Source organism: Leifsonia sp. NPDC102414, assembly GCF_044765685.1.
Lineage (GTDB): Bacteria > Actinomycetota > Actinomycetes > Actinomycetales > Microbacteriaceae > Leifsonia.
On the sequence record NZ_JBIWKN010000002.1, the window covers coordinates 464,833 to 484,247 of the forward strand.

19 protein-coding genes are annotated in these 19,415 nt (G+C 69.6%); 6 read left to right on the forward strand and 13 right to left on the reverse strand.

Annotation, left to right across the window (positions count from 1 at the left end):
- Positions 1-120: 120 nt before the first annotated feature.
- Both ACIRCZ_RS10530 and ACIRCZ_RS10535 read left to right on the forward strand, forming a co-directional pair.
- Positions 121-1,293: an anion permease gene (locus ACIRCZ_RS10530; protein WP_402852695.1), complete on the forward strand. Its 1,173-nt coding sequence runs from the start codon at positions 121-123 to the stop codon at positions 1,291-1,293.
- Entirely contained in the window at positions 1,290-1,625 is a 336-nt protein-coding gene (locus tag ACIRCZ_RS10535) for a hypothetical protein (RefSeq protein WP_402852698.1), read from the forward strand. Before ACIRCZ_RS10530 ends, ACIRCZ_RS10535 begins: the two co-directional genes overlap by 4 nt.
- A 39-nt stretch (positions 1,626-1,664) precedes the next feature.
- Here ACIRCZ_RS10535 and ACIRCZ_RS10540 read toward each other — a convergent pair whose 3' ends face one another.
- The 7 genes from ACIRCZ_RS10540 to ACIRCZ_RS10570 all read right to left on the reverse strand — a co-directional run bounded on the left by ACIRCZ_RS10540 (position 1,665) and on the right by ACIRCZ_RS10570 (position 10,474).
- Positions 1,665-2,750, reverse strand: coding sequence for an NAD(P)H-dependent flavin oxidoreductase (locus ACIRCZ_RS10540; RefSeq protein WP_402852701.1), 1,086 nt, complete (start codon positions 2,748-2,750; stop codon positions 1,665-1,667).
- Between the two features lie 217 nt (positions 2,751-2,967).
- The gene (locus ACIRCZ_RS10545; protein ID WP_402852704.1) at positions 2,968-3,729 is read right to left on the reverse strand and encodes an SDR family NAD(P)-dependent oxidoreductase; all 762 of its coding nucleotides are present in this window, start codon (positions 3,727-3,729) and stop codon (positions 2,968-2,970) included.
- A 104-nt stretch (positions 3,730-3,833) separates the two neighbouring features.
- Positions 3,834-6,011, reverse strand: coding sequence for an RNA polymerase recycling motor ATPase HelR (gene helR, locus ACIRCZ_RS10550; protein ID WP_402853609.1), 2,178 nt, complete (start codon positions 6,009-6,011; stop codon positions 3,834-3,836).
- A gap of 95 nt (positions 6,012-6,106) precedes the next feature.
- Positions 6,107-6,925 (reverse strand): alpha/beta hydrolase, encoded by an 819-nt coding sequence (locus ACIRCZ_RS10555; RefSeq protein ID WP_402852707.1) that lies wholly within the window; start codon positions 6,923-6,925, stop codon positions 6,107-6,109.
- 203 nt (positions 6,926-7,128) lie between these two features.
- Entirely contained in the window at positions 7,129-9,144 is a 2,016-nt protein-coding gene (locus tag ACIRCZ_RS10560) for an acyltransferase family protein (RefSeq protein ID WP_402852710.1), read from the reverse strand.
- Between the two features lie 85 nt (positions 9,145-9,229).
- Positions 9,230-9,970, reverse strand: coding sequence for a GAP family protein (locus ACIRCZ_RS10565; protein WP_402852713.1), 741 nt, complete (start codon positions 9,968-9,970; stop codon positions 9,230-9,232).
- A gap of 9 nt (positions 9,971-9,979) precedes the next feature.
- Positions 9,980-10,474: a MarR family transcriptional regulator gene (locus ACIRCZ_RS10570; protein WP_055897685.1), complete on the reverse strand. Its 495-nt coding sequence runs from the start codon at positions 10,472-10,474 to the stop codon at positions 9,980-9,982.
- Positions 10,475-10,528: 54 nt separating this feature from the next.
- Between ACIRCZ_RS10570 and ACIRCZ_RS10575 the strand changes: the two genes are divergently transcribed.
- Entirely contained in the window at positions 10,529-11,224 is a 696-nt protein-coding gene (locus ACIRCZ_RS10575) for an NAD(P)-dependent oxidoreductase (RefSeq protein ID WP_402852716.1), read from the forward strand.
- Positions 11,225-11,252: 28 nt separating this feature from the next.
- On the opposite strand, the gene ACIRCZ_RS10580 is transcribed toward ACIRCZ_RS10575, so the two are convergent.
- The 3 genes from ACIRCZ_RS10580 to ACIRCZ_RS10590 all read right to left on the reverse strand — a co-directional run bounded on the left by ACIRCZ_RS10580 (position 11,253) and on the right by ACIRCZ_RS10590 (position 13,889).
- On the reverse strand, positions 11,253-11,984 hold the full coding sequence (locus tag ACIRCZ_RS10580; protein ID WP_402852719.1) for a flavodoxin family protein: 732 nt from the start codon (positions 11,982-11,984) through the stop codon (positions 11,253-11,255).
- Positions 11,985-12,084: 100 nt separating this feature from the next.
- Positions 12,085-12,705: a response regulator gene (locus ACIRCZ_RS10585; protein ID WP_402852722.1), complete on the reverse strand. Its 621-nt coding sequence runs from the start codon at positions 12,703-12,705 to the stop codon at positions 12,085-12,087.
- On the reverse strand, positions 12,702-13,889 hold the full coding sequence (locus tag ACIRCZ_RS10590; protein WP_402852725.1) for a sensor histidine kinase: 1,188 nt from the start codon (positions 13,887-13,889) through the stop codon (positions 12,702-12,704). The genes ACIRCZ_RS10585 and ACIRCZ_RS10590 overlap by 4 nt, the downstream gene beginning before the upstream one ends.
- A gap of 152 nt (positions 13,890-14,041) precedes the next feature.
- Here ACIRCZ_RS10590 and ACIRCZ_RS10595 point away from each other — a divergent pair, with 152 nt between their 5' ends.
- The 3 genes from ACIRCZ_RS10595 to ACIRCZ_RS10605 all read left to right on the forward strand — a co-directional run bounded on the left by ACIRCZ_RS10595 (position 14,042) and on the right by ACIRCZ_RS10605 (position 16,514).
- Positions 14,042-15,112 carry an ABC transporter permease gene (locus ACIRCZ_RS10595; protein WP_402852728.1) on the forward strand — a complete coding sequence of 357 codons (1,071 nt, stop codon included), beginning with the start codon at positions 14,042-14,044 and terminating at the stop codon, positions 15,110-15,112.
- Entirely contained in the window at positions 15,109-15,843 is a 735-nt protein-coding gene (locus ACIRCZ_RS10600) for an ABC transporter ATP-binding protein (protein ID WP_402852731.1), read from the forward strand. Before ACIRCZ_RS10595 ends, ACIRCZ_RS10600 begins: the two co-directional genes overlap by 4 nt.
- A gap of 101 nt (positions 15,844-15,944) precedes the next feature.
- Positions 15,945-16,514 carry a hypothetical protein gene (locus ACIRCZ_RS10605; RefSeq protein WP_055897665.1) on the forward strand — a complete coding sequence of 190 codons (570 nt, stop codon included), beginning with the start codon at positions 15,945-15,947 and terminating at the stop codon, positions 16,512-16,514.
- 92 nt (positions 16,515-16,606) lie between these two features.
- On the opposite strand, the gene ACIRCZ_RS10610 is transcribed toward ACIRCZ_RS10605, so the two are convergent.
- From ACIRCZ_RS10610 to ACIRCZ_RS10620, 3 genes are read right to left on the reverse strand one after another with little or no spacing between them, the layout of a single operon-like run.
- Entirely contained in the window at positions 16,607-17,656 is a 1,050-nt protein-coding gene (locus tag ACIRCZ_RS10610) for a P1 family peptidase (protein ID WP_402852734.1), read from the reverse strand.
- Positions 17,656-18,420, reverse strand: coding sequence for an amino acid ABC transporter ATP-binding protein (locus ACIRCZ_RS10615; protein WP_055897658.1), 765 nt, complete (start codon positions 18,418-18,420; stop codon positions 17,656-17,658). Before ACIRCZ_RS10615 ends, ACIRCZ_RS10610 begins: the two co-directional genes overlap by 1 nt.
- On the reverse strand, positions 18,417-19,388 hold the full coding sequence (locus ACIRCZ_RS10620; protein ID WP_055897655.1) for an amino acid ABC transporter permease: 972 nt from the start codon (positions 19,386-19,388) through the stop codon (positions 18,417-18,419). Before ACIRCZ_RS10620 ends, ACIRCZ_RS10615 begins: the two co-directional genes overlap by 4 nt.
- Between the last annotated feature and the right edge of the window lie 27 nt (positions 19,389-19,415).

The following is a 19,415-nucleotide window of genomic DNA, read 5'->3' on the forward strand; positions in this document are numbered from 1 at the left end:
CGTCCGTCAACGCGCTCTCCGCCCAGGGTTCATCCGTCGTTCACCCTGACCGGTGCGGATCGGCGTACTCAGGAGCGTGGGTGCAGTCGCGCCCACCTCCGCCCCGAGAGGACCGACATCATGGACATGCTCCTGACCGTCATCGTCGTCATCGTCGTCGCGCTGATCTTCGACTTCACGAACGGCTTCCACGACACAGCGAACGCGATGGCCACATCCGTCGCCACCGGTGCGCTGAGACCGAGGGTCGCCGTCCTCATCTCGGCGGTCCTCAACCTGGTGGGCGCGTTCCTCTCCACCGAGGTCGCCCAGACCATCTCCAGCGGCATCATCAACGAGGGCAGCTCCGGCGTGGACATCACGCCGACGATGATCTTCGCCGGCCTGGTCGGCGCCGTGCTCTGGAACCTCGCCACCTGGTATCTGGGGCTCCCGTCGAGTTCGACGCACGCACTCCTCGGCGGCCTCATCGGTGCCGCGATCATCGGGTCGGGATTCGACGCCGTCAACTTCAGCGCCGTCCTGACCAAGGTGGTGGTGCCGGCGTTTCTGTCGCCGGTCGTCGCCGGGGCGGTCGCGCTCGTCGCCACCGTCTGCGCCTACCGGATCACCCAGAACGCCCGCACCCGCGGCGCGGAGGCCGGATTCCGGCACGGTCAGACCATCTCGGCGTCGCTCGTGTCGCTCGCCCACGGCACGAACGACGCGCAGAAGACGATGGGGGTCATCACGCTCACCCTCATCGCTGCCGGGTACCAGGGCGCGGACACTCCCCCGCAGTTCTGGGTGATCGCATCCTGCGGGCTCGCGATCGCCCTCGGCACCTACCTCGGCGGCTGGCGCATCATGCGCACCGTCGGCAAGCGCATCACCGACGTGAAGGCGCCTCAGGGCTTCGCGGCGGAGACCAGCTCGGCAGCGACCATCCTCGTGTCATCGCACCTCGGGTTCGCCCTGTCGACGACCCAGGTGACCTCCGGTGCCGTCGTCGGGAGCGGCCTCGGAAAGAAGCTCGCCTCGGTGCGCTGGGGGGTGGTCGGACGGATCGCCACCGCCTGGGTCGTCACGCTTCCCGCCGCCGCGCTGGTCGGCGGTCTGGCCGCCTGGGCGGCATCGACCAGCATCGTCGGCCTCATCGCGGTCGCCGTCGTGGCGACGGCCTGCGGGGCCGGTCTCTTCGTGCTCGCACGTCGGCACCCGGTCACCAGGGAGAACGTGAACGAGGAACCGGCGACGGATCAGGACGACGACCGACGCACCGTGTCGACCACGGTCGCGTCGAAGGAGGGATGACCATGTTCACGCTTGCACGCACCGCCGCCTCCCCGGGGGCCGGCCAGTTCCTCGGGGTCGACTGGGGCTCGTTCGTCGTCGTCTTCCTCGTCGCACTCGTGGCCACGACGGTCATCGTGGTCTTCTACTCGGTCGGCCTGCGCCTGCTCGCGGTCGGCTCACCGGCGGACGGGTCGGACGAGCGCGGGCGACGGGATGCCCCACCGCTCTCCTCGGCGTCCGTCGCGCGCCCGAGACCGGCCGTCGCCACGGTCGGTGCTGTGCTGTGCTTCGCGGTCGGCGTCGCGGCCGTGCTCTACGGCCTGTGGCTGATCGTGCCCCAGTTCCACTGACCGGGAGCGCTCGGCGCGGGTCGGCTCGGTCGGCAGCGGTCACTCGCGGGCCGGGACGCCGGCCACCAGCTCAGCGAACGCGTCGGCGGCGTCGGCGAACCGGGCGAGACTCGCGGCCTGCCCGAGCCAGAGCGATTGCAGCTCCCCGATGCCGCGGCTGCCTGCTTCGGCACGGAAGCGCCCTGTCAGCCAGTTCTGCACGGGGAACGGCGCGATCCTCCCCTCATCCTCGATCTGCCGGACGGCCCTGTTGAGCGCACCCCGCGCCAGCCGGCCGCTCATCGCCCGCGTCAGCACGGTGCGATCGGCGGGAGTCTCGCCGATGGCTCTACGGTGCGCGTCCGTCGCCGCCGACTGACGCGTCGCCAGGAACGCCGTGCCCACCTGCACCCCGCTCGCCCCCAGCGCGAAGGCCGCCGCGACTCCCCGCCTGTCCGCGATGCCGCCGGCCGCAATCACCGGCACGTCCACCGCATCCACCACCTGCGGGATCAGCGCGAACGACCCGACCAGCGACTCCTCCGCCTGGCGCAGGAACGACACTCGGTGGCCTGCCGCCTCCATCCCGGTCGCCACGACAGCATCCACCCCGCCCTCGGCGAGGGCGACGGCCTCATCGACGGTGGTCGCGGTGCCGACTACGGCGATCCCGCGCTGGTGCGCGGCCTCGACCACCTCCGCGGGCGGCACGCCGAACACGAAACTGAGGGCGGCAGGGGATGCGGCGAGCGCCGCCTCCACCTGCTCGTCGAACGACGGTAGATAACGGTCAGGGCGGGCCGGCACAGCAAGGCCGAGCTCGTCGAAGATCGGGCGGAGGGCATCCACTGCCTGGTCGAAGGCGACGTCCGCAGCGTCTGCCGCCTCGCCGGGCTCCTCGAGGGGCAGCCACAGATTCAGCGCGAACGGCCGCGCGGTCTTCGCCCGGAGTTCGGCCGCCGTCTGCTGGATGCGCGCGGCGTCGTACCCGTAGAGGCCATAGCCGCCGAGGCCGCCGAGCTCGCTCACCGTCGCCGTCAGCTCCACCGAGGAGAGTCCCCCGAACGGCCCGAGGAACACGGGGACGTCGATCCCGAGCTTCCCGCTGAGCGACCCGCGCTCCCCGCTCGTCGGTCCTGCGTTCATCGACGCTCCTCCCGCTTTCGACTCGTCCCTCCATCATCGTCCACCGTGCCGTGGATGCGAGACGCACGGCCGTGTCCACACGCTTCTCCCCAACTCGCGCGCCCCGCATAAACGAGATGCCAGTAGCTGCACCACGAATCACGGTATGGCAGCAGTTACTGGTATCTCGTCAGGGCACGGGAAGGACAGCGCGGCACGGCCTGAGTCGGCGGTCGCGTCAGCGCGCCGTCCAGCCCCCGTCCACGAGCAGCGTCTGCCCCGAGATCAGCGACGCCCCCTCCGATGCGAGGAACACCACAGCGTCCGCGACCTCTCGCGGCTCGCCGATGCGATGCAGGGCGGCGATCCGGTCGATCACATCCGCCTCGAACGCGGGGTCGGCCAGCATCTCCTCCGTGCCGTCGGTACGCACGAAGGTCGGGGCGACGCAGTTCACGCGCACGCCGTGCCCACCCCACTCCACGGCGAAGCTCTTGGTGAGCTGAGACACGGCCGCCTTGCTCAGGCAGTAGACCGCCTCCCCCGGCAGCGCCACGGCGCCGGCCTGCGAGCCGATGTTCACGATCGAGCCTCCGCCGTTCGCGATCAGGTGCGCGCCGACATACTGGCTGAGGAAGAACGTCGACTTGACGTTGAGGTCGATCAGCGCGTCGAACACGTCGACCGTGTACGCCTCGATCGGACGGTCCGGCACGCCGCCTCCCGCGTTGTTGACCAGGATGTCGAGCCCGCCGAACTCCTCGATGGCCCTGTCGACGGCCGCATAGCTCTGCGCGAGATCGGTCACATCCATCCGCACGGGAAGCGCCCGCCTGCCGAAGCCTTCGATCTCGGCCACCAGCTCGCCCACCGCATTCTCGTCGCGCACCCCCAGCGCCACATCCGCCCCGGCCTGCGCGCAGGCGACCGCGATCGCCCGCCCGAGCCCGCGCGCGGCACCCGTCACCAGGACCCGACGGCCCTCCAGCACTGTGTTCATTGTGTTTCCTCCGACCAGACCGCGATTGCCGTCCTCGAAAGTCAACCACCTCGGCGGGCGGCCGGTGGCGGCCTCACGCGATCACCCGGATCGCGTGCCACCCATCACACCCCCAGCACCACCAGCCGCTGCGTCGCCCGCGTCATCGCCACGTACCGGTCCACCGCGCCCTCGATCCCGTCGCCGAACCGCTCGGGGTCGAGCAGTACCACGAGGTCGAACTCGAGGCCCTTCGACAGTTCCGGCGTCAGGTACCGGATGCGCGGCGACGGTGTGAACAGTCCGGCGCCGTCCCTGGGCGCTGCCGCCGCCCCGATCACGCACGCGATGCCCTCGCCTTCCTCGTGCTCGGCGAGCCACGCATCCAGGATCGGCTGCAGGTCGACCACCTGGCCGTAGGTCACCGGAACACCGCTGCTCCGGATGGAGGTGGGTACGTTCGCGTCGGGCAGCACGGCGCGGATGACAGGCTCCGCTTCCGTCATCACCTCTTCCGGGGTGCGGTAGTTGATCGTGAGGGAAGCGAGTTCGGCGTGCGGCAGGCCGATCCTGTCGAGGCGTTCCTGCCAGGTCTCGGTGAAGCCGTGCCTGGCCTGCGCGCGGTCGCCGACGATCGTGAGGCTGTGGGACGGGCAGCGGCGCAGCAGCATGTGCCACTCCGCGTCGGACAGTTCCTGCGCCTCGTCCACGATGACGTGCGCGAACGGACCGGCCAGCAGGTCGGGGTCCGCACTGGGCAGAGCGGCCTCGTCGATGAGGCTGTTCTGCGCGTCCGGTCTGCGCAGCATCGACATCACAAGCATTTCGGAGTCGTCGGAGGCGATGAGGTCGTCGATGACTTTCGCCAGCTGCTCCTTCTCCGCCGCGATGGTCGCCGCCCGCCTCCTGGCACGCCGGGACGCCTCAGGGTCGCCGATGCGCTGGCGGGCGGCATCGAGGAACGGGAGGTCGGAGAGCGTCCAGGCCCGCGCATCCACCCGGTGCAGCAGCGCGGCCTGCTCCTGGGTCAGCCACGGCGCGCACACCCGGAGGTAGGCGGGCACCGACCACAGGTCGCCGACCACGCCCACCGGGTCGAGCACCGGCCACGCCTTCGTGAACGTCCTGGTCAGCTCCTCGTTCTGCAGCAGCGCCCTGCGCACCTGGTGCGGGGGCACCTCCTCGTCGTCGAACCCGTCGGTGAGGATGTCGAGCAGCGCCTCCCACACCTGGTCGCGCGCCTCGTTGTGCGGCGTGCCTTGGTCGGCAGCGTCGAACGCCTCCGCCCACTCGGCCGGGCTCAGCAGGAGGTCGGCCCACGGCGTCTCCACCGTCAGAGCAGTGGATGGGGGAGTCTCGTGGTACCGGACCGCCGCCTCCACCGCATCCACCAGCGCGCCGGACGACTTGAGCGCCGCCACCCGCGGATCGCTCTCCGCCACGGCCGCGGCGCCCTCCACCACCAGGTCGCGGATGGTGCAGCTCTGCACGCTCTCCTCGCCGAGGCTCGGCAGGACGTCGTCGACGTAGGCGAGGTAGCCTTGGCTCGGTCCGACGAACAGCACGCCGTCGTCGCCGCGGGAGATGCGCGGGTCGGCGTACAGCAGGTAGGCCGCCCTGTGCAGGGCGACGACGGTCTTGCCCGTGCCAGGTCCGCCGTCGACAACCAGGGCGCCACGCGAGCCTGCCCGGATGATCGCATCCTGATCGGACTGGATGGTGCTGAGCACGTCGCGCATCCTCGGCGACCTGCTGCTGCCGAGGCTGGCGATGAACGCCGACTGGTCGTCGAGCGCCGCGTCGTTCTGCAGACCGTCCTCGGTGAAGACCTCGTCCCAGTAGTCGCTGACCCTGCCGCGGGTCCACCGGTAGCGACGACGACTGGCGAGGCCCTGGGGATGCGCGTGCGTCGCCGCGAAGAACGGCTCGGCCGCCGGGGCGCGCCAGTCGATGAGCAGCCTGCGCCCATCCCTGTCCGACAGGCTCAGGCGCCCGATGTACACCGGCTCCGACCCGTCGTCCGGGACGATCCTGCCGAGGCAGAGGTCGAGGGTGAAGCGGCGCAGTGCCCGCAGCCGCGCGGTGAGCCTGTGGATCTCGATGTCGCGATCGAGGGCGGCCTGCCCCTCGCCGACCGGGGCGAGTCGCTCGTCCGTCAGGCGGCGTTCCAGTTCGGCGATCTGCTCGGCGAGGCTCACGGCGATGGCGGCGAACTGCTCGTCGTCGCGGGCGATCAGGTGGGCGTCGCGCTTGGCTGCGAGACGCTCCGGAAGGGCGAAGGCAGAGGAGAGGAGAGTCACGATGGACGATTCTCCGCCCGACCAGGGGGCTTGTGGCAAGCCCCCTGGTGTGCTATATATTAGAAGTGGCGGAGGGAGTTTTCCCTCCGTTTCGTTCGTTAACGGGCGGCTTGCTGCCCCGCGGATTGCTGCGCCGCGAACTGCCTGGCGTAGAAGCGCTCTGTCTCCTCCACCTCGTACCAGGGCACCTCGTGGTGGCCGCCCTGCGTCGTGTGCAGCGACTTGTCCGCCGAGCCGAACGCATCGAACAGCGCGAGGCCGGATGCGCGGTCGAGCTCCGCATCGCCCCACGGCAGGATGAAGTGCAGCGGGATGGTGACCCGCTTCGCCGCCTCCGTGAGAGCCGGATAGACGAGGACACCGCCGAAGACGGCTGCGGTGATCCTGGGGTCGACGGACGCCAGTGCGATGCCGATCGCGGAGGCGAGCGTCAGCCCACCGAACCCGACCGGCCCGTGCGCGCCGATCTCGGGGAGCGTCTGCAGGGCATCCAATGCTGCCTGCCACTCGGGCACGGCGCGCTCGACGAGCGAGGCGTTGAACTCGGCGACGATGGGCGCGATGGAGTCGCCGTCCGCGCGCGCCCGGAACATCGCGGCGACCCAGCGCTCGTCTTCCGGCGAGCGCGTCCTGTCGCCGTGACCCGGCGCGTCGAGACTCGCGACACGGAAGCCGTAGGTCTCGACCAGGTGGACGGCGCGCGCCACGAGGCCGTCCGCCTTCTTGTGCAGGCCGCCGCCGTGCCCCATCAGCACGAGGGGCGCCGGGGCGGACGTGGATGTGCCTGCTATGGATGCGTCGGCCGGGGTCCAGAGGACGCCGGGGACGGGACCATCACCGGACGCCGCATCCAGTGCGAAGGTGCGCTCCACGACGGAGCCGGACGTTGGGGCGAGGGTTTCAGAGCTGAATTTCATGGGCGTTGCCTTTCGGGAGCCGTGTTCGGTGCTCCCGGCGACGCCTGCGTCGGCCGCCCTATCGTGAAGTGGAGGGGGAGCACCACATGGAAACTGCGTTCATGGGTCTCACCTCCTCAGTGCGTGTCACGGACTCAGGGACCATAGCAGGCACCGCAGGCCCATGTCGAGCATCCGGGTCGAGCATCCCGGGTCGGGGCCGCTCAGTCGAGCAGGTCCGCGACCGCCGGGGCGAGATGCTCCGAGAACGTCGCCGTGAAGTGGTTGGCATCCCGGTACATGATCAGGTTGTACGAAATCACCGGACAGACTGTGGCGGTGCAGAGCAGGGTGGTCGGGTCGATCAGCGTCGCACCTGCCTCGGCGGCGATTCGCGAGCTCAGCTCCTGGAGATCGGCGGAAACGGCCTTTTCCCGAGGCATAGCGCACGCGCTCACATCGAAAACGTGCTCGGGAAGACAGTCGCCTGGAGCGCTGGGCAGAACCGGCTCAGGTCCGAACACCATGACAGGGGCAGCCTTGCCGAGCTCCGCCAGTGTTGAAACGGCAGCGGGCTCCCACTGCTCGGCGAAATTATCGCGGAGGCTCACTTTGGCGCGGTAGCCGGCCGCGTAGTTGTCGACGACGATGAGGTCAGGGTGAAGAGACGCGACTGCATCCACTGCTTCGGCCTGCCAGCGATCACACTCCGGCCACGCGTCGGCTGTCGCGCCGACACTGACGCGCACATCGACGATCGGACAACCGTTCTTGCCGACGATGTAGAGTCGCCAACCCTTCTGCTTGGCGGCGGCGTCGAAGGCAGGCCACCACATTCCCGCGTGGGAGTCACCGGCCAGAACCACCGTCTTGACGCCGCCTGGATCGCCGCCGCTACACACCTGCAGGGTGGCCGCGTAGCAACCGTTTGTGAAGACGGGTGCTAGGTCATCCTCGAGACCCTCGATCGACGGCTTGGCGTTCGACGGCACCCCCTTTGGCAGAAACCCGGGGCCAGAGTCGAAACTGGCGGTTTCTGGAGCGACGGGTGCCGCTTTCCCTGAGTCCAATGGGATGGCGGCGGCGATCCCGGCCGCTCCCGCCGAGAACACGAGTGCGGCGGCGAGGCCCGTCGCGACGACGGTGCGCGCCCTGGCCGCTCTTCTGATGCGTCCGTATCCCTGTTCGATGAAGCGGTAGCTTCCCGCCGCGAGCAGGAAGGCGAGCGCGACGAGCCCAAGCCGGACCGCGACGGCGTCGCCGAACACCATCATTCCGATGACGAGCACCGGCCAATGCCACAGGTAGAGCGAATAGGAGATGTCGCCGACATATCGGCTGATCGGGTTTCCGAGGAACCACGGCAGCGGCGCGCGTCCCCCGGTTCCCGATGCGATGACGAGCGCGGCGCCGACCGTCGGGACCAACGCGGCCCATCCCGGGAACGGCGTGACGACCGAGAACCTCAGCGCTGATGCGAGGATCGCCGCGCCGCCAACCAACAAAAGTGTGGTGCGGAACCACTGAGGCATGTGCGTCAGACGCCCATCGCGCTCAGCGCCCCCGACCGTGAGCGCCGGCCGCGGACGGGTGAACCAGGCGAGCGCACCGCCGATCGCGAGCTCCCACGCACGGGTCGCAAGCGAGTAGTACGCCATCGGGCTGCCAGACGACGTAAGCAGCACGCTGGTGACCAGCGAGCCCACCAGCACGACGACAAGCAATCCGAGGGCGCCTCTCCGCTTCCAGATCAGTGACGCACCGATCAAGAGCACAGGCCACAACAGGTAGTACTGCTCTTCGACAGAGAGCGACCAGAAGTGCAGGAACGGGCTCGGCGCCGTCGTCGTGAAGTACCCATCCGGGTCCATCCCGAAGTTGACGTTCGCCAGCGAGAGCGTCGCCCAGGCCGCATCTCTGAGCACCTGGACAAACCGCAACGGACCGTAAACCATCGCCGCGGCGATCAAAGTCACCAGGGTCACAGTGAGCGCGGCCGGCAGGAGGCGCCGCATTCGTCGCGCATAGAAATGACCGAGCCGGATTCTCCCGGTTCCGTCGAGCTCTCTCAGCAAGAGCCCGGTGATGAGGAAGCCGGAGATCACGAAGAAGACATCGACACCGACGAAGCCGCCTCTGACGACCCCCGGGAAGGCGTGATAGACGACGACGAGAGCGACGGCCACGGCGCGGAGGCCTTGGATGTCGCCTCGGCGGGGGCGCGCAGGTGTCGTCGTCATGGGAACGCGGGTTAGTTTATCGGTTGGCTTCCCCAATGCAGAACGCGCACACGCAGGCCGAGCGCACCCGACTCGCCCCCGAGCGTCACAGGCTGCTTACGCCCTCGCCCACGAGGATGGCGCCGATGATGAGCAGCACCCCGGCGATCAGCACCGAGTTGTTGCGGACCAGCCAGCCGCGCGCGCTGTCGAGCGGCCCGCGGACCCGCTGCTCCGCGACGAGGAACGCCACGATCACGACGAGGAGCGCCAGGCAGGCGACGAGCGCGTAGAGCACGGCGATCAGGATCGTGGGGCCCACGGCGAGGTCGGCGCTCGCGATGGTGAGCCCTGCACCGAAACCGAACGCGAGCTCTTTGACATTCGCCGCCGACAGCAGCAGGCCGAGCCGGGCGGCGGAGGGGACGGTGGAGTTCTCGATCGAGGCCATCCAGCCGGGCATGTCCACATCGTCACCGCGCTTCGGGCGTTTCAGCACCTTGACGACTGCCCAGACCATCAGCGCAAGCCCGACCAGGATGCGCAGCACGGCGAGCGGCAACGAGGAGTCGTCGAACTCCGGAAGGAACTCTGCCGCGAACGCGACGACGCCGGCGACCACCGCCACCACCAGGAAGCGGCTGACCAGGAACGCGACAGACGCAGCGCGCGCGTGCGGGGAGCGGAACAGCAGGAGCACGACGATCAGCGGGAGCGGACTGGTCGCGACAGCGACGGCATACGGGATGAGGTCGCCGAGCACCTGGGTCATGATCACGATCATGGCAGGAGCGGGCGGAAGCATCCATACCGGGGATGCCGGCCGCGCGATGGCGCCTGCGATCACGTGCGCTCGTCAGGCGCTCTCGTCGCCGAACCGCTCCGCAGCGTCGCGCCCCGCACGGGTCGCCCGTTGGAGGAAGTCGCCGATCAGCTCGAGTTGTTCCGTGTCGTAGCCCGCGCAGAGGTCGTCCATCCTGGCGTTCATGCCCGCATAGAGCCGGAACATGTCTCTGCTGCGGTCTGGCAGGGCGCGGAGCAGCACAGAGCGGCGGTCGGCCGGATCACGGTCGCGGGCGATCCAGCCACCCTTCTCGAGGCGGTCGAGGATGCCGGTGAGGGTCGCGGGGTGCAGCCCGGCCAGCCGGGCCAGGGCGCTCGGGCTGAGGGGGCCGTCGTTCGAGATGAGGTCGAGGCAGTCGAGGTCGGTGTCGCGCAGTTCGGCGGCGACGCCCACTTGGTGGTTGAGCGTCGAGAGCTGCACCCTGAGGTCTCTGAGGGACTGCTTCACTGCTGCGGCCGCGCGGCGCTGGAGTCGCCGATCGGGCACCGAGGATGGTCCTGAAGTCATATGGTATCTTTTCCGTATTATATGGTTTTCTAACCCAAGAGTAGCGGAGTCCGTATGCGTATCGTCGTTTTCGGGGCCAACGGCCCGACTGGTCGCCTTCTCGTCGAGCAGGCTCTGGCGGAGGGGCACACCGTGACCGCTGTCACCCGCGACCCGGCGCGATTCCCGCTGGAGCATCCGGCTCTCACCGTTGCAGAGGCCGAGGTGCACGATGCCGCCGCGGTCGCCTCCGTGATCGCGGGCGCCGACGCGGCCCTGTCCGCCCTCGGCGTCCCATACGGCCGGCAGCCGATCACCGTGTACTCCGACGGCGCGACCAACATCCTCGCCGGGATGCGCGCCACGGGCGTCCGGCGCTTCGCCTGCGTGAGCTCCAGCGCCCTCGACCCCGCAGCAGGGCCGCACGGCGGCTTCTTCTTCGAGCGGGTGCTGCAGCCGGTGATCGTCAACGTGTTCGGCAAGCAGCTCTACGCCGACATGCGCCGGATGGAGGCCATCGTCTCGGCGAGCGAGGTCGACTGGACCATCGTGCGCCCGTCCGGACTGTTCGATGCGCCGGGCGTGAGCGAATACGACTACGCAGAGCGCTACACGCCAGGGGCGTTCACCTCCCGCGCCGACCTGGCGAACGTGCTGCTCCGGCAGGCGACAGAGGACGATTACGCCAGGAAGATCGTCGCAGTCTCGACCTCGGCAGGGGCACCGACCGTGCGCGAACTCATCGTCAAGGAGGCTCTGGGGAAGAAGTGACGCGGCCGGGTTCCGCGACCGGCTTCGCCTACCCCCGGTACTCGGGGTTCTCGAAGTCGAACCGCGTCCCCGCCGCCCACTCCTCCGGCTGGTTGCCGTGAGCAGGGAACCCGCCCGGTGCTGTGAGCATGGCAGCCAGGTGAATCAGGTTCCAGGTGGCGAACGTGATCTTGCGGTTGGTGAAGTCGTTCTCGAACCCGGCGCGCGTTCCGTCGTCGAGCTCGTCGCCGTAGCTGGGGCCAGGGCCGACCTCGCCGATCCATCCCGCGTCCGCCTCTGGCGGGATGCTGTACCCGATGTGCTGCAGGCTGTAGAGGACATTGGATGCGCAGTGCTTGATGCCGTCCTCGTTGCCGGTGATGATGCATCCACCTGCCCTGCCGTAGAAGCCGGCCTGCCCGCGGTCGTTCAGCTCGCCGGAGTGGGCGTAGAGCCGTTCGATGATCTTCTTGGTCTCGCTGCTGTTGTCCCCCAGCCAGATCGGCCCGGCGATCACGAGGATGTCAGCGGCCTGCACGCGCGGGAGCAGGTCGGGCCAGGCGTCCTCCTCCCAGCCGTACTCGCGCATGTCCGGGTACACGCCGGACGCGATGGGATAGTCGACCGCGCGGAACTGATCGACCTTCACCCCCTGCTTCGCCATGATGCCCGCGCTGACGTCGATCAGCCGCTGCGTATGGCTGACCCCTGGCGAACGGGTGAGCGTGGTGTTGATGAACAGCGCACTGAGGGCGGAGAAGTCGGTGGGGATCGCATCCATGCGCCGGACGGTAGACGCGATGCGCGGGTGTGGCTAGCTCTGCTTCCCGAGCGCAGCACCCCTGCCGAGCGCAGCACCCCTGCCTAGCGCAGCACCCCGCCTAGCGCAGCACCCCGAGCGAGCGGGCCGTCGACACCGCCGCCGTTCGGGATGCGACCCCGAGCTTCGAGAAGACGTGCACCAGGTGCGACTTGACCGTGGTGTCCGTCACGAAGAGGCGGCGAGCGATCTCGGCGTTCGAAGCGCCGTCCGCGACGAGCTGCAGCACCTCGATCTCGCGGGCAGACAGGCTCACCCTCGGCGAGCGCAGGCGTTCCATCAGGCGGCCAGCGATGGCGGGGGCGAGCGCGCTCTCTCCGGCGGCCGCGCTGCGGATGGCGGCGATCAGATCGCCGGGCGGCGCGTCTTTGAGGAGGTAGCCGCTCGCCCCAGCCTCCACCGCGCCGAGGATGTCGCCGTCGGTGTCGTAGTTGGTGAGCACCAGCACGTATGGCGCCGCATCCAGAGCCCTGATGCGCCTGGTCGCGTCCGCGCCGCTCTCGCCCTCCGCGAACTGCAGGTCCATCAGCACGAGTTCCGGAGCTGTGGACTCCGCCAGTGCGACGGCCTCGTCGGGCGTTCCCGCCTCGCCGATCACCTGGATGTCGTCCTCGCCGTCCAGTAGCGCCCTGATACCCGCGCGGACGACGGGATGGTCGTCCGCGATCACGACCCGGATCACGACGCATCCAATCGGATCGTGACCGTCAGGGTCGTGCCGTCGCCCGGAGCAGTGTCGACGCTGAGGTCGCCGCCGAGCTGTTCGACCCGCTCCGCGATGGCCCGCAGCCCGAACGAGTCGGAGCCCGCGGCGCGAGCGCCGACCAGTTCCGGTTCGAAGCTGAACCCGTCGCCGTCGTCGGACACGGTGAGCGTGACCTCGGTGTCCGTCGCGTCGAGCACGATCCTGGCGTGCGTCGCGTGCGCGTGCTGACGCACGTTCGCCAAGGCGCCCTGCGCGATCCGCAGGAGCGCGGTCTGCACGGTCATCGGCAGGTGGCCCGTCTGCGACGCCTGCACCTCGACGCGCAGCGCGCCGTCCGCGGCCGTCTGCTGCTCGGCGAGGCGGGTGAGCGCCTGCGCGAGGCCGTCGTCGAGCAGCGGGGATGCGAGCTCCCTGATGAAGCGGCGGGTGTCTGCGAGTGCTTCCGCCGCGGTCTCCCGCGCGAGCCGCACATGCTCGGCGCCCGGCCGGTCCCCGTCGGCGCGCTCCGCCGCGTGCAGCAGCAACTGGATGCTCGACAGGCCCTGCGCGACCGTGTCGTGAATCTCGCGGGCCAGCCGGGAACGCTCCGCGAGCATCCCCTGCTCCCGTTCGCTCTCTGCCAGCCGGTCCCTGGTGGCGACCAGCTCGGCGAGCAGCGCCTCCCGCTCGGCGGCCTCGCGGGCGAGCGCCCGGTAGCCGAGGCCGATCAGCAGTGCGACGGCCGCGCCGACGACGGGGCCGATCACGCCACCGATGGTGAAGCCGCTGTGCATCCCGAGAGCGACGATCGCCACGACGGTCGCCGCGACGACAGCCGTCGGACCGAGCAGGCCGGGGAGGACGTGCAGGTAGAGGAAGAACATCGGGAAGACGAGGTACGCCGCCTCGGGGACGAGCACGATCAGCCCGATCCAGATCACCGAGAGCCCGGCGATCCAGCACGCGGCCGCGATCCTTCTGCTCCGCTCCGGCACGAACCGCATCAGCGCGACCAGCGCGTACACGACGGCGAACGCCGCGGTGAGCGCGAGCGACGGCGCGAGCGAGGGGCCGCCGACCACGAACACCCTGGCCAGCACCAGCGTCAGCAGGCCGACCACGAGCAGGTGGAGGCCCGTGCGCAGCCCGACAAAGACGGGAGTGAGCGTGTTGTGCGGCATGACGCTCCCAGCGTATGCACTCGGCGAAGCGGGGGCATCCATCGAAAGTTCGAGCGCAGCATCCACAGGGCTGGCGATGACCGGAGACGACGAGGAAAGGAGGCTGGAAGACGTGCCGGGATGTTCCTCCTCCCGGCCGGAAAGGAATCATCGTGTTCGTCGCATGGCGGGACCTCCGTTTCGCACGGGGCCGCTTCATCCTGATCGGAGCCGTCGTCGCGCTCATCACCGTGCTCGTCGGGTTTCTCGCCGGGCTGACCGGGGGTCTGGCGTTCCAGAACGTGTCCGCCGTGCTCGACCTGCCCGGCAACCGGCTGGTGCTGCAGCAGACGGACGGGAAGGCGAGCTTCTCGGAGTCGGAGCTGTCGGAGAACACCGTGGATGCGTGGCGCAGCGCGCCTGGGGTGGACGCGGCGCTGCCGGTGAGCATCCTGCAGAGCCGCGCACAGGCGGACGGGAAGACGGCGGGGGTCGCGGTGTTCGGGATGCCGAGCGGTGACGATTCCGCGCTCGGCCGGATGACCCCGCACAGCGCCGACGAGATCGGTCTGTCGACGGGCGCCGCCGCCGACCTGGATGCACGCGTCGGCGACCGGGTGAGCATCGCGGGGACCGCATACCGGGTCGCGTCGGTCGGCGGCGACCTCTGGTACAGCCACACTCCCGCGATCGCGATGACCACCGGGGCCGCCCGGGACACCGCTGAGCGGATGGGCGGCAGCGGCGCGGCCACTGTCCTGGCCGTGAGCGGCGACCCGGACTGGGATGCGGTCGCGAAGTCGACGGGCACGGTGGCGTTCGCGCCCCTCGCGAGCCTCACCGCGCTGGAGACCTTCAAGTCGGAGATCGGCTCGCTCGCGCTCATGGTGGTGATGCTGTTCGGCATCTCGGCGCTGGTGGTCGGCGCGTTCTTCACGGTGTGGACCATGCAGCGCTCTGGCGACATCGCCGTGCTGAAAGCACTCGGCGCGACGACGGGCTCGCTGGTGCGGGACGCGCTCGGGCAGGCGCTGGTGGTCCTCGTCGTCGGGATCGGGATCGGCCTCGCGGCGGTCGTCGGCCTCGGTGCGCTCGCGGGCGGCGCCTTGCCGTTCCTCATCAGCCCGCTCACCACGATCGTGCCTGCCCTGGCGATGGCCGTCCTCGGTCTCGCCGGCGCGGCCGTCGCCCTTCGGACCGTCACGTCGGCGGACCCCCTCACCGCACTCGGGAGCAACAGATGATCACCCTCGACAACGTCACCCTCACCTTTCCAGACGGCGCATCCCGCGTCACGGCAGTGGATGCTGTCACCCTGCACGGCCGCGCCGGCCGCGTCACCGGGATCACCGGCCCGTCCGGCTCCGGCAAGTCGAGCATCCTGGCCATCGCAGGAACGCTCATCCGCCCGGACTCCGGCCGCGTGATCATCGACGGCGTGGATGCGGCCGGCCTGTCCCGTGACGAGGCGACGGCTCTCCGCCGCTCCCGCATCGGCATCGTGTTCCAGCAGTCGAACCTGCTGCCGTCCCTCACCGCCCGCGAACAGCTGCAGGTGATGGGCGAGCTCGGCGACCGCGGCGCACGCGGACCCCGCGGGGTGCGGCGTGCGGTGCGCGGACGGGTGGACGAGCTGCTCGATGCCGTCGGGCTCAGCGACCAGGCCGACCGGCGCCCGGCGCAGCTCTCCGGTGGGCAGCGGCAGCGCGTCTCGATCGCGCGCGCCCTGGTGCGGGAGCCACGGGTGCTGCTCGTGGACGAGCCGACCAGCGCCCTCGACCAGGAGCGCGGTGCGGCGATCATGGAGCTGATCGGGCGGCTCAGCAGGGAGCTGGACACGGCGACCCTGCTGGTGACCCACGACCTGGCGCACAGCGCGGCGCTCGACGAACTGGTGACGGTGGTGGACGGCAGGGTGGTGGACGGCGCGGTGGTGCACGGCGCAGTCGTGGACGGCGCGCTAGGGAACCGTTAGCGTCCGCTGGGCGGCCGTCAGGGTTCCGTAATGGCCGCCCCACCCCGTTGCCGCGCGGCGTAGAACTCTTTCGTGACCAACACGAATCAGGCGGGCCTCTCATGACCCTGACGCACATCATCCCCACGCTCAGGGCCTCGGTGCCCAACCCCATCAGCAGGGACCTCTGGCCGGAGTTCACCACCACGACCATCGCGGACGTGACCGTCGCCGGTGTCTCGCTGGTCCGGCTCGCCGAGTGGTGCGGGACGCCGTGCGTCCACACCGCGGCCGCCGTCGTCCCCGGCACGGGCGGGATGCCGTCTGCGACCGAGCTCGCGTCCGTGGTCGTCGCACGGGTGGTGCGGGTGAGCAGAGGGATGGCCGGCGCTCTCGACGTGTGGATCGACGCGCGGCTCGACGACACCGCGCTCGTCAGCGAGACGCGGATGATCGGGCGGGTGTCGACCGCGGCGGACGTCGAGGTGCGGCTGCGCACGATCGGCGCGGCCGGCGACAGCGCCGACCGACTCGTCGTGCCGCAACTGGTCCGGGATGTGCGTGCAGGAGACCTGCTCGCCATCCCGTGCAGAGGGGCGGCACTACTGCGGGAGGTCGACCCGGAACGTCGTCACCTCGCCAGGGACGAGAGCGCGGGGGAGGCTCCCTGGGCGGGGCTCTGCGGCCGCTGACCGGTGGAAGCCGCCGCGCAGCCGCCGCGAAAAAGGAAGGCGGCGGGTTGCCGGCCGTTGGCGCCAGACGCAACCCGCCGATGAAAGAGACTCTATCCGTTCGAATCCATGACGCCGACGACACCGGCGGCGGCGAGCCGTTCGCGAACCGTGTCCAGCGGGATGGCGTGGGCCACGTGGCCGTCGGCGTGCGACTGTGTCGTGGCGGTGAGGATCGAGTTCACCAGGGCTTCCTCGACCGCATCCATCGTCGCCTGGAACAGCGGTGAGAGCACGGCGTCGTCTGGCGGAGTGCTGTGCCCCACCGAGAACGCGATCGCATAGTCGCCGCTGCCCTGGGCGAAGTCGGCTCCGACGCCGCGCATCGCGAAGACCGCGCGCCTGGCGCAGCGCGCGAGCTGACGGGCGTCGAGCGGAGCGTCGGTCGCGACGACGATCATGCACGAGTTGCCGACGGTCTGCGCGGTCGGGCCCGGGACGAGCTCGCTCGACCGCATCGGCACCCCGGCGATCGAGAGCGTGCCGCTGAAGTTGGACTGGACGATCGCTCCGACGGTGTACGCGCCATCCCCGACGGTCACCGTCCTGGACGACGTTCCGATCCCGCCCTTGAATCCGAGCGCGACGGTCCCCGACCCCGCACCGACGCTCCCCTCGGCGACAGGTCCGGCGGAAGCGGCAGCCAGCGACGCCTCGACTTCGGGTGCGCCGACCGGACGGGAACGGATGTCGGAGAGGAACCCGTCGTTGGTCTCGCCCACGACAGGGTTCAGCGTCGTGACCGTCTCGTAGCCTGGCTCCGACAGCATGTGGCCGAGCAGGGCGTCCGCGACGCGGTACGCCGAGAGCGTGCTGGTGAGCAGGATGGGCGTCTCGATGGCGCCGAGCTCCTGGAGCTGGGTCGCTCCGATGAGCTTGCCGTAGCCGTTCCCGACGGCGAGCCCGGCGGGAATCCAGCGCCGTCCGGCACCGATGACCTCCGGGACGACGGCGGTCACGCCGGTGTTGAGTCGCTCGGTGTGCACTGTCGCGTGGCCCACCAGCACGCCTGGCACGTCCGTGATCGCGTTGTGGCGCCCACGCGGATACCCGCCGAGGGTGACTCCGAGGTCTTCGAGGCGCGCTCGTGCCGTGGAGTCCATCACCGCACCCTCTCCAGGAAGTTCCTGGTCCGATCATTCTCCGGATCGGTCAGGATGCGCTCCGGCTCGCCGCGTTCGACGACCCGGCCGCCGTCGAAGAACGCGATCGAGTCGGCCACCTCCCTGGCGAAGCCGATCTCGTGGGTGACCACGATCATCGTCATGCCGCCCCGCGCGAGGGATCGCATGGTCTCGAGCACCTCATCCACCAGCTCGGGGTCGAGTGCGCTCGTGGGCTCGTCGAACAGCATCAGGGCGGGGTCCATCGCCAGCGCGCGGGCGATGGCGACACGCTGCTGCTGGCCGCCGGAGAGCTGGTGCGGCCGTTTGAGCGCGTGCTCGGCCAGGCCGACCCGGGCGAGCTCTCGTTCCGCACGCTCGTGCGCTTCGCGCTTCGGCAGGTGCTTCACGTGGATGAGGCTGGCTGCCACGTTCTCGATCGCATCGAGGTGCGCATAGAGGTTGAACCGCTGAAACACCATGCCGATGGAAGCGCGGAAGCGTGCGAAATCGCGATCGCGCCACGGCCGATAGCGGCCGTTCTCCAGTGCGTAGCCGACCTGTTCGCCGCCGACGACGAGGCTGCCGCCGTCGACGGTCTCCAGGGCGTTGATCGTGCGAAGGAACGTGGACTTCCCCGAGCCGGACGGCCCGATGATGCAGCTGACCTCACCCGGCATCACGGTGAAGTCGACGCCGTGCAGCACCTCGTGCGCTCCGAACGACTTGGCGAGGCCGCGAGCCTCCACGAGCGCGTCCGTCATGACGCCGCCTCCTCGTCTGTGCGCTGCGCCGCTCGCCGCCGCTGGGCGGGAACAGCACCCGTCGCCATCCGGATGAGCTGCTGGCTGAACCCGCTGCCGCGCACCAGGCGCACCCTGTCGCGGCCGAACCGCTTCTCGAGCAGCGATTGCAGGTACGTGGCGACCGCGGTCATGAACATGTACCAGATGCTCACCACGATGAGCAGTTCGATGATGAGGTTGTTCTGTTTGTAGATGCTGCTCGCGTTGGTCATCAGATCGTTGCCTGCCACCACCACGATGAGCGAGGTCGTCTTCAGCATCGAGATGAACTCGTTCCCGGTCGGCGGGATGATGATGCGCAGAGCCTGCGGCAGCACGATGAGCCGCATCGCGGTCGCCTGCGTCATCCCTCCGGCGAGCGCCGCCTCCGTCTGCCCCCTGTCCACCGCCTGGATACCAGCGCGAACCGTCTCGGCGAAGTACGCCGCGAGGTTCAGCCCGAGTCCGAGCAGAGCCGCGACCGAGCCGCTGATCACCTGGTTGGTGTCCCAGCGCAAGCCGATCTGCGTAAACGGGATCTGCAGGGTCAGGTATGGCAGCAGGAAGGCGAGATTGAACCAGAAGATGAGCTGCACGAGCACCGGCGTGCCGCGGAAGAACCAGATGTAGCCTTCCGCGATCCAGCGCAGCACGGGGTTCTTCGACAGTTTCATGATCGCGAAGATCACGCCGAGGACGAGCCCGAGGAGCGTCGCTGCCACGCTGACCCAGAGCGTCACCACAACTCCGCTCAGGATGTTCGGCGAGAACAGGTACTGCCAGACGTAGTTCCAGCGGATGTGCGGATTCAGAATGACGATCGAGATCGCCCAACCGACCAGAGCGATGGCGAGCGCTCCGACGACCCACCGCCCGGCGTGCCAGCGCGGGACGATGGGGACCGCGGTGCCGTCCGCCAGGGGGATGGGCTCATGGCGCACGCTCATCCGCGTCGCACCCTTCGCCCGCCTGCC

What these genes read in the sequence shown, in the direction of transcription:
- ACIRCZ_RS10605 (WP_055897665.1), top strand. Translation starts at nt 15,945, where the DNA reads ATGACCCTGACGCACATCATCCCCACGCTCAGGGCCTCGGTGCCCAAC.
- ACIRCZ_RS10545 (WP_402852704.1), bottom strand. Translation starts at nt 3,729, where the DNA reads ATGAACACAGTGCTGGAGGGCCGTCGGGTCCTGGTGACGGGTGCCGCG.
- ACIRCZ_RS10535 (WP_402852698.1), top strand. Translation starts at nt 1,290, where the DNA reads ATGACCATGTTCACGCTTGCACGCACCGCCGCCTCCCCGGGGGCCGGC.
- ACIRCZ_RS10530 (WP_402852695.1), top strand. Translation starts at nt 121, where the DNA reads ATGGACATGCTCCTGACCGTCATCGTCGTCATCGTCGTCGCGCTGATC.
- ACIRCZ_RS10590 (WP_402852725.1), bottom strand. Translation starts at nt 13,889, where the DNA reads ATGCCGCACAACACGCTCACTCCCGTCTTTGTCGGGCTGCGCACGGGC.
- ACIRCZ_RS10570 (WP_055897685.1), bottom strand. Translation starts at nt 10,474, where the DNA reads ATGACTTCAGGACCATCCTCGGTGCCCGATCGGCGACTCCAGCGCCGC.
- ACIRCZ_RS10555 (WP_402852707.1), bottom strand. Translation starts at nt 6,925, where the DNA reads ATGAAATTCAGCTCTGAAACCCTCGCCCCAACGTCCGGCTCCGTCGTG.
- ACIRCZ_RS10620 (WP_055897655.1), bottom strand. Translation starts at nt 19,388, where the DNA reads ATGAGCGTGCGCCATGAGCCCATCCCCCTGGCGGACGGCACCGCGGTC.
- ACIRCZ_RS10575 (WP_402852716.1), top strand. Translation starts at nt 10,529, where the DNA reads ATGCGTATCGTCGTTTTCGGGGCCAACGGCCCGACTGGTCGCCTTCTC.
- ACIRCZ_RS10560 (WP_402852710.1), bottom strand. Translation starts at nt 9,144, where the DNA reads ATGACGACGACACCTGCGCGCCCCCGCCGAGGCGACATCCAAGGCCTC.
- ACIRCZ_RS10615 (WP_055897658.1), bottom strand. Translation starts at nt 18,420, where the DNA reads ATGACGGACGCGCTCGTGGAGGCTCGCGGCCTCGCCAAGTCGTTCGGA.
- ACIRCZ_RS10600 (WP_402852731.1), top strand. Translation starts at nt 15,109, where the DNA reads ATGATCACCCTCGACAACGTCACCCTCACCTTTCCAGACGGCGCATCC.
- ACIRCZ_RS10580 (WP_402852719.1), bottom strand. Translation starts at nt 11,984, where the DNA reads ATGGATGCGATCCCCACCGACTTCTCCGCCCTCAGTGCGCTGTTCATC.
- ACIRCZ_RS10540 (WP_402852701.1), bottom strand. Translation starts at nt 2,750, where the DNA reads ATGAACGCAGGACCGACGAGCGGGGAGCGCGGGTCGCTCAGCGGGAAG.
- ACIRCZ_RS10610 (WP_402852734.1), bottom strand. Translation starts at nt 17,656, where the DNA reads ATGGACTCCACGGCACGAGCGCGCCTCGAAGACCTCGGAGTCACCCTC.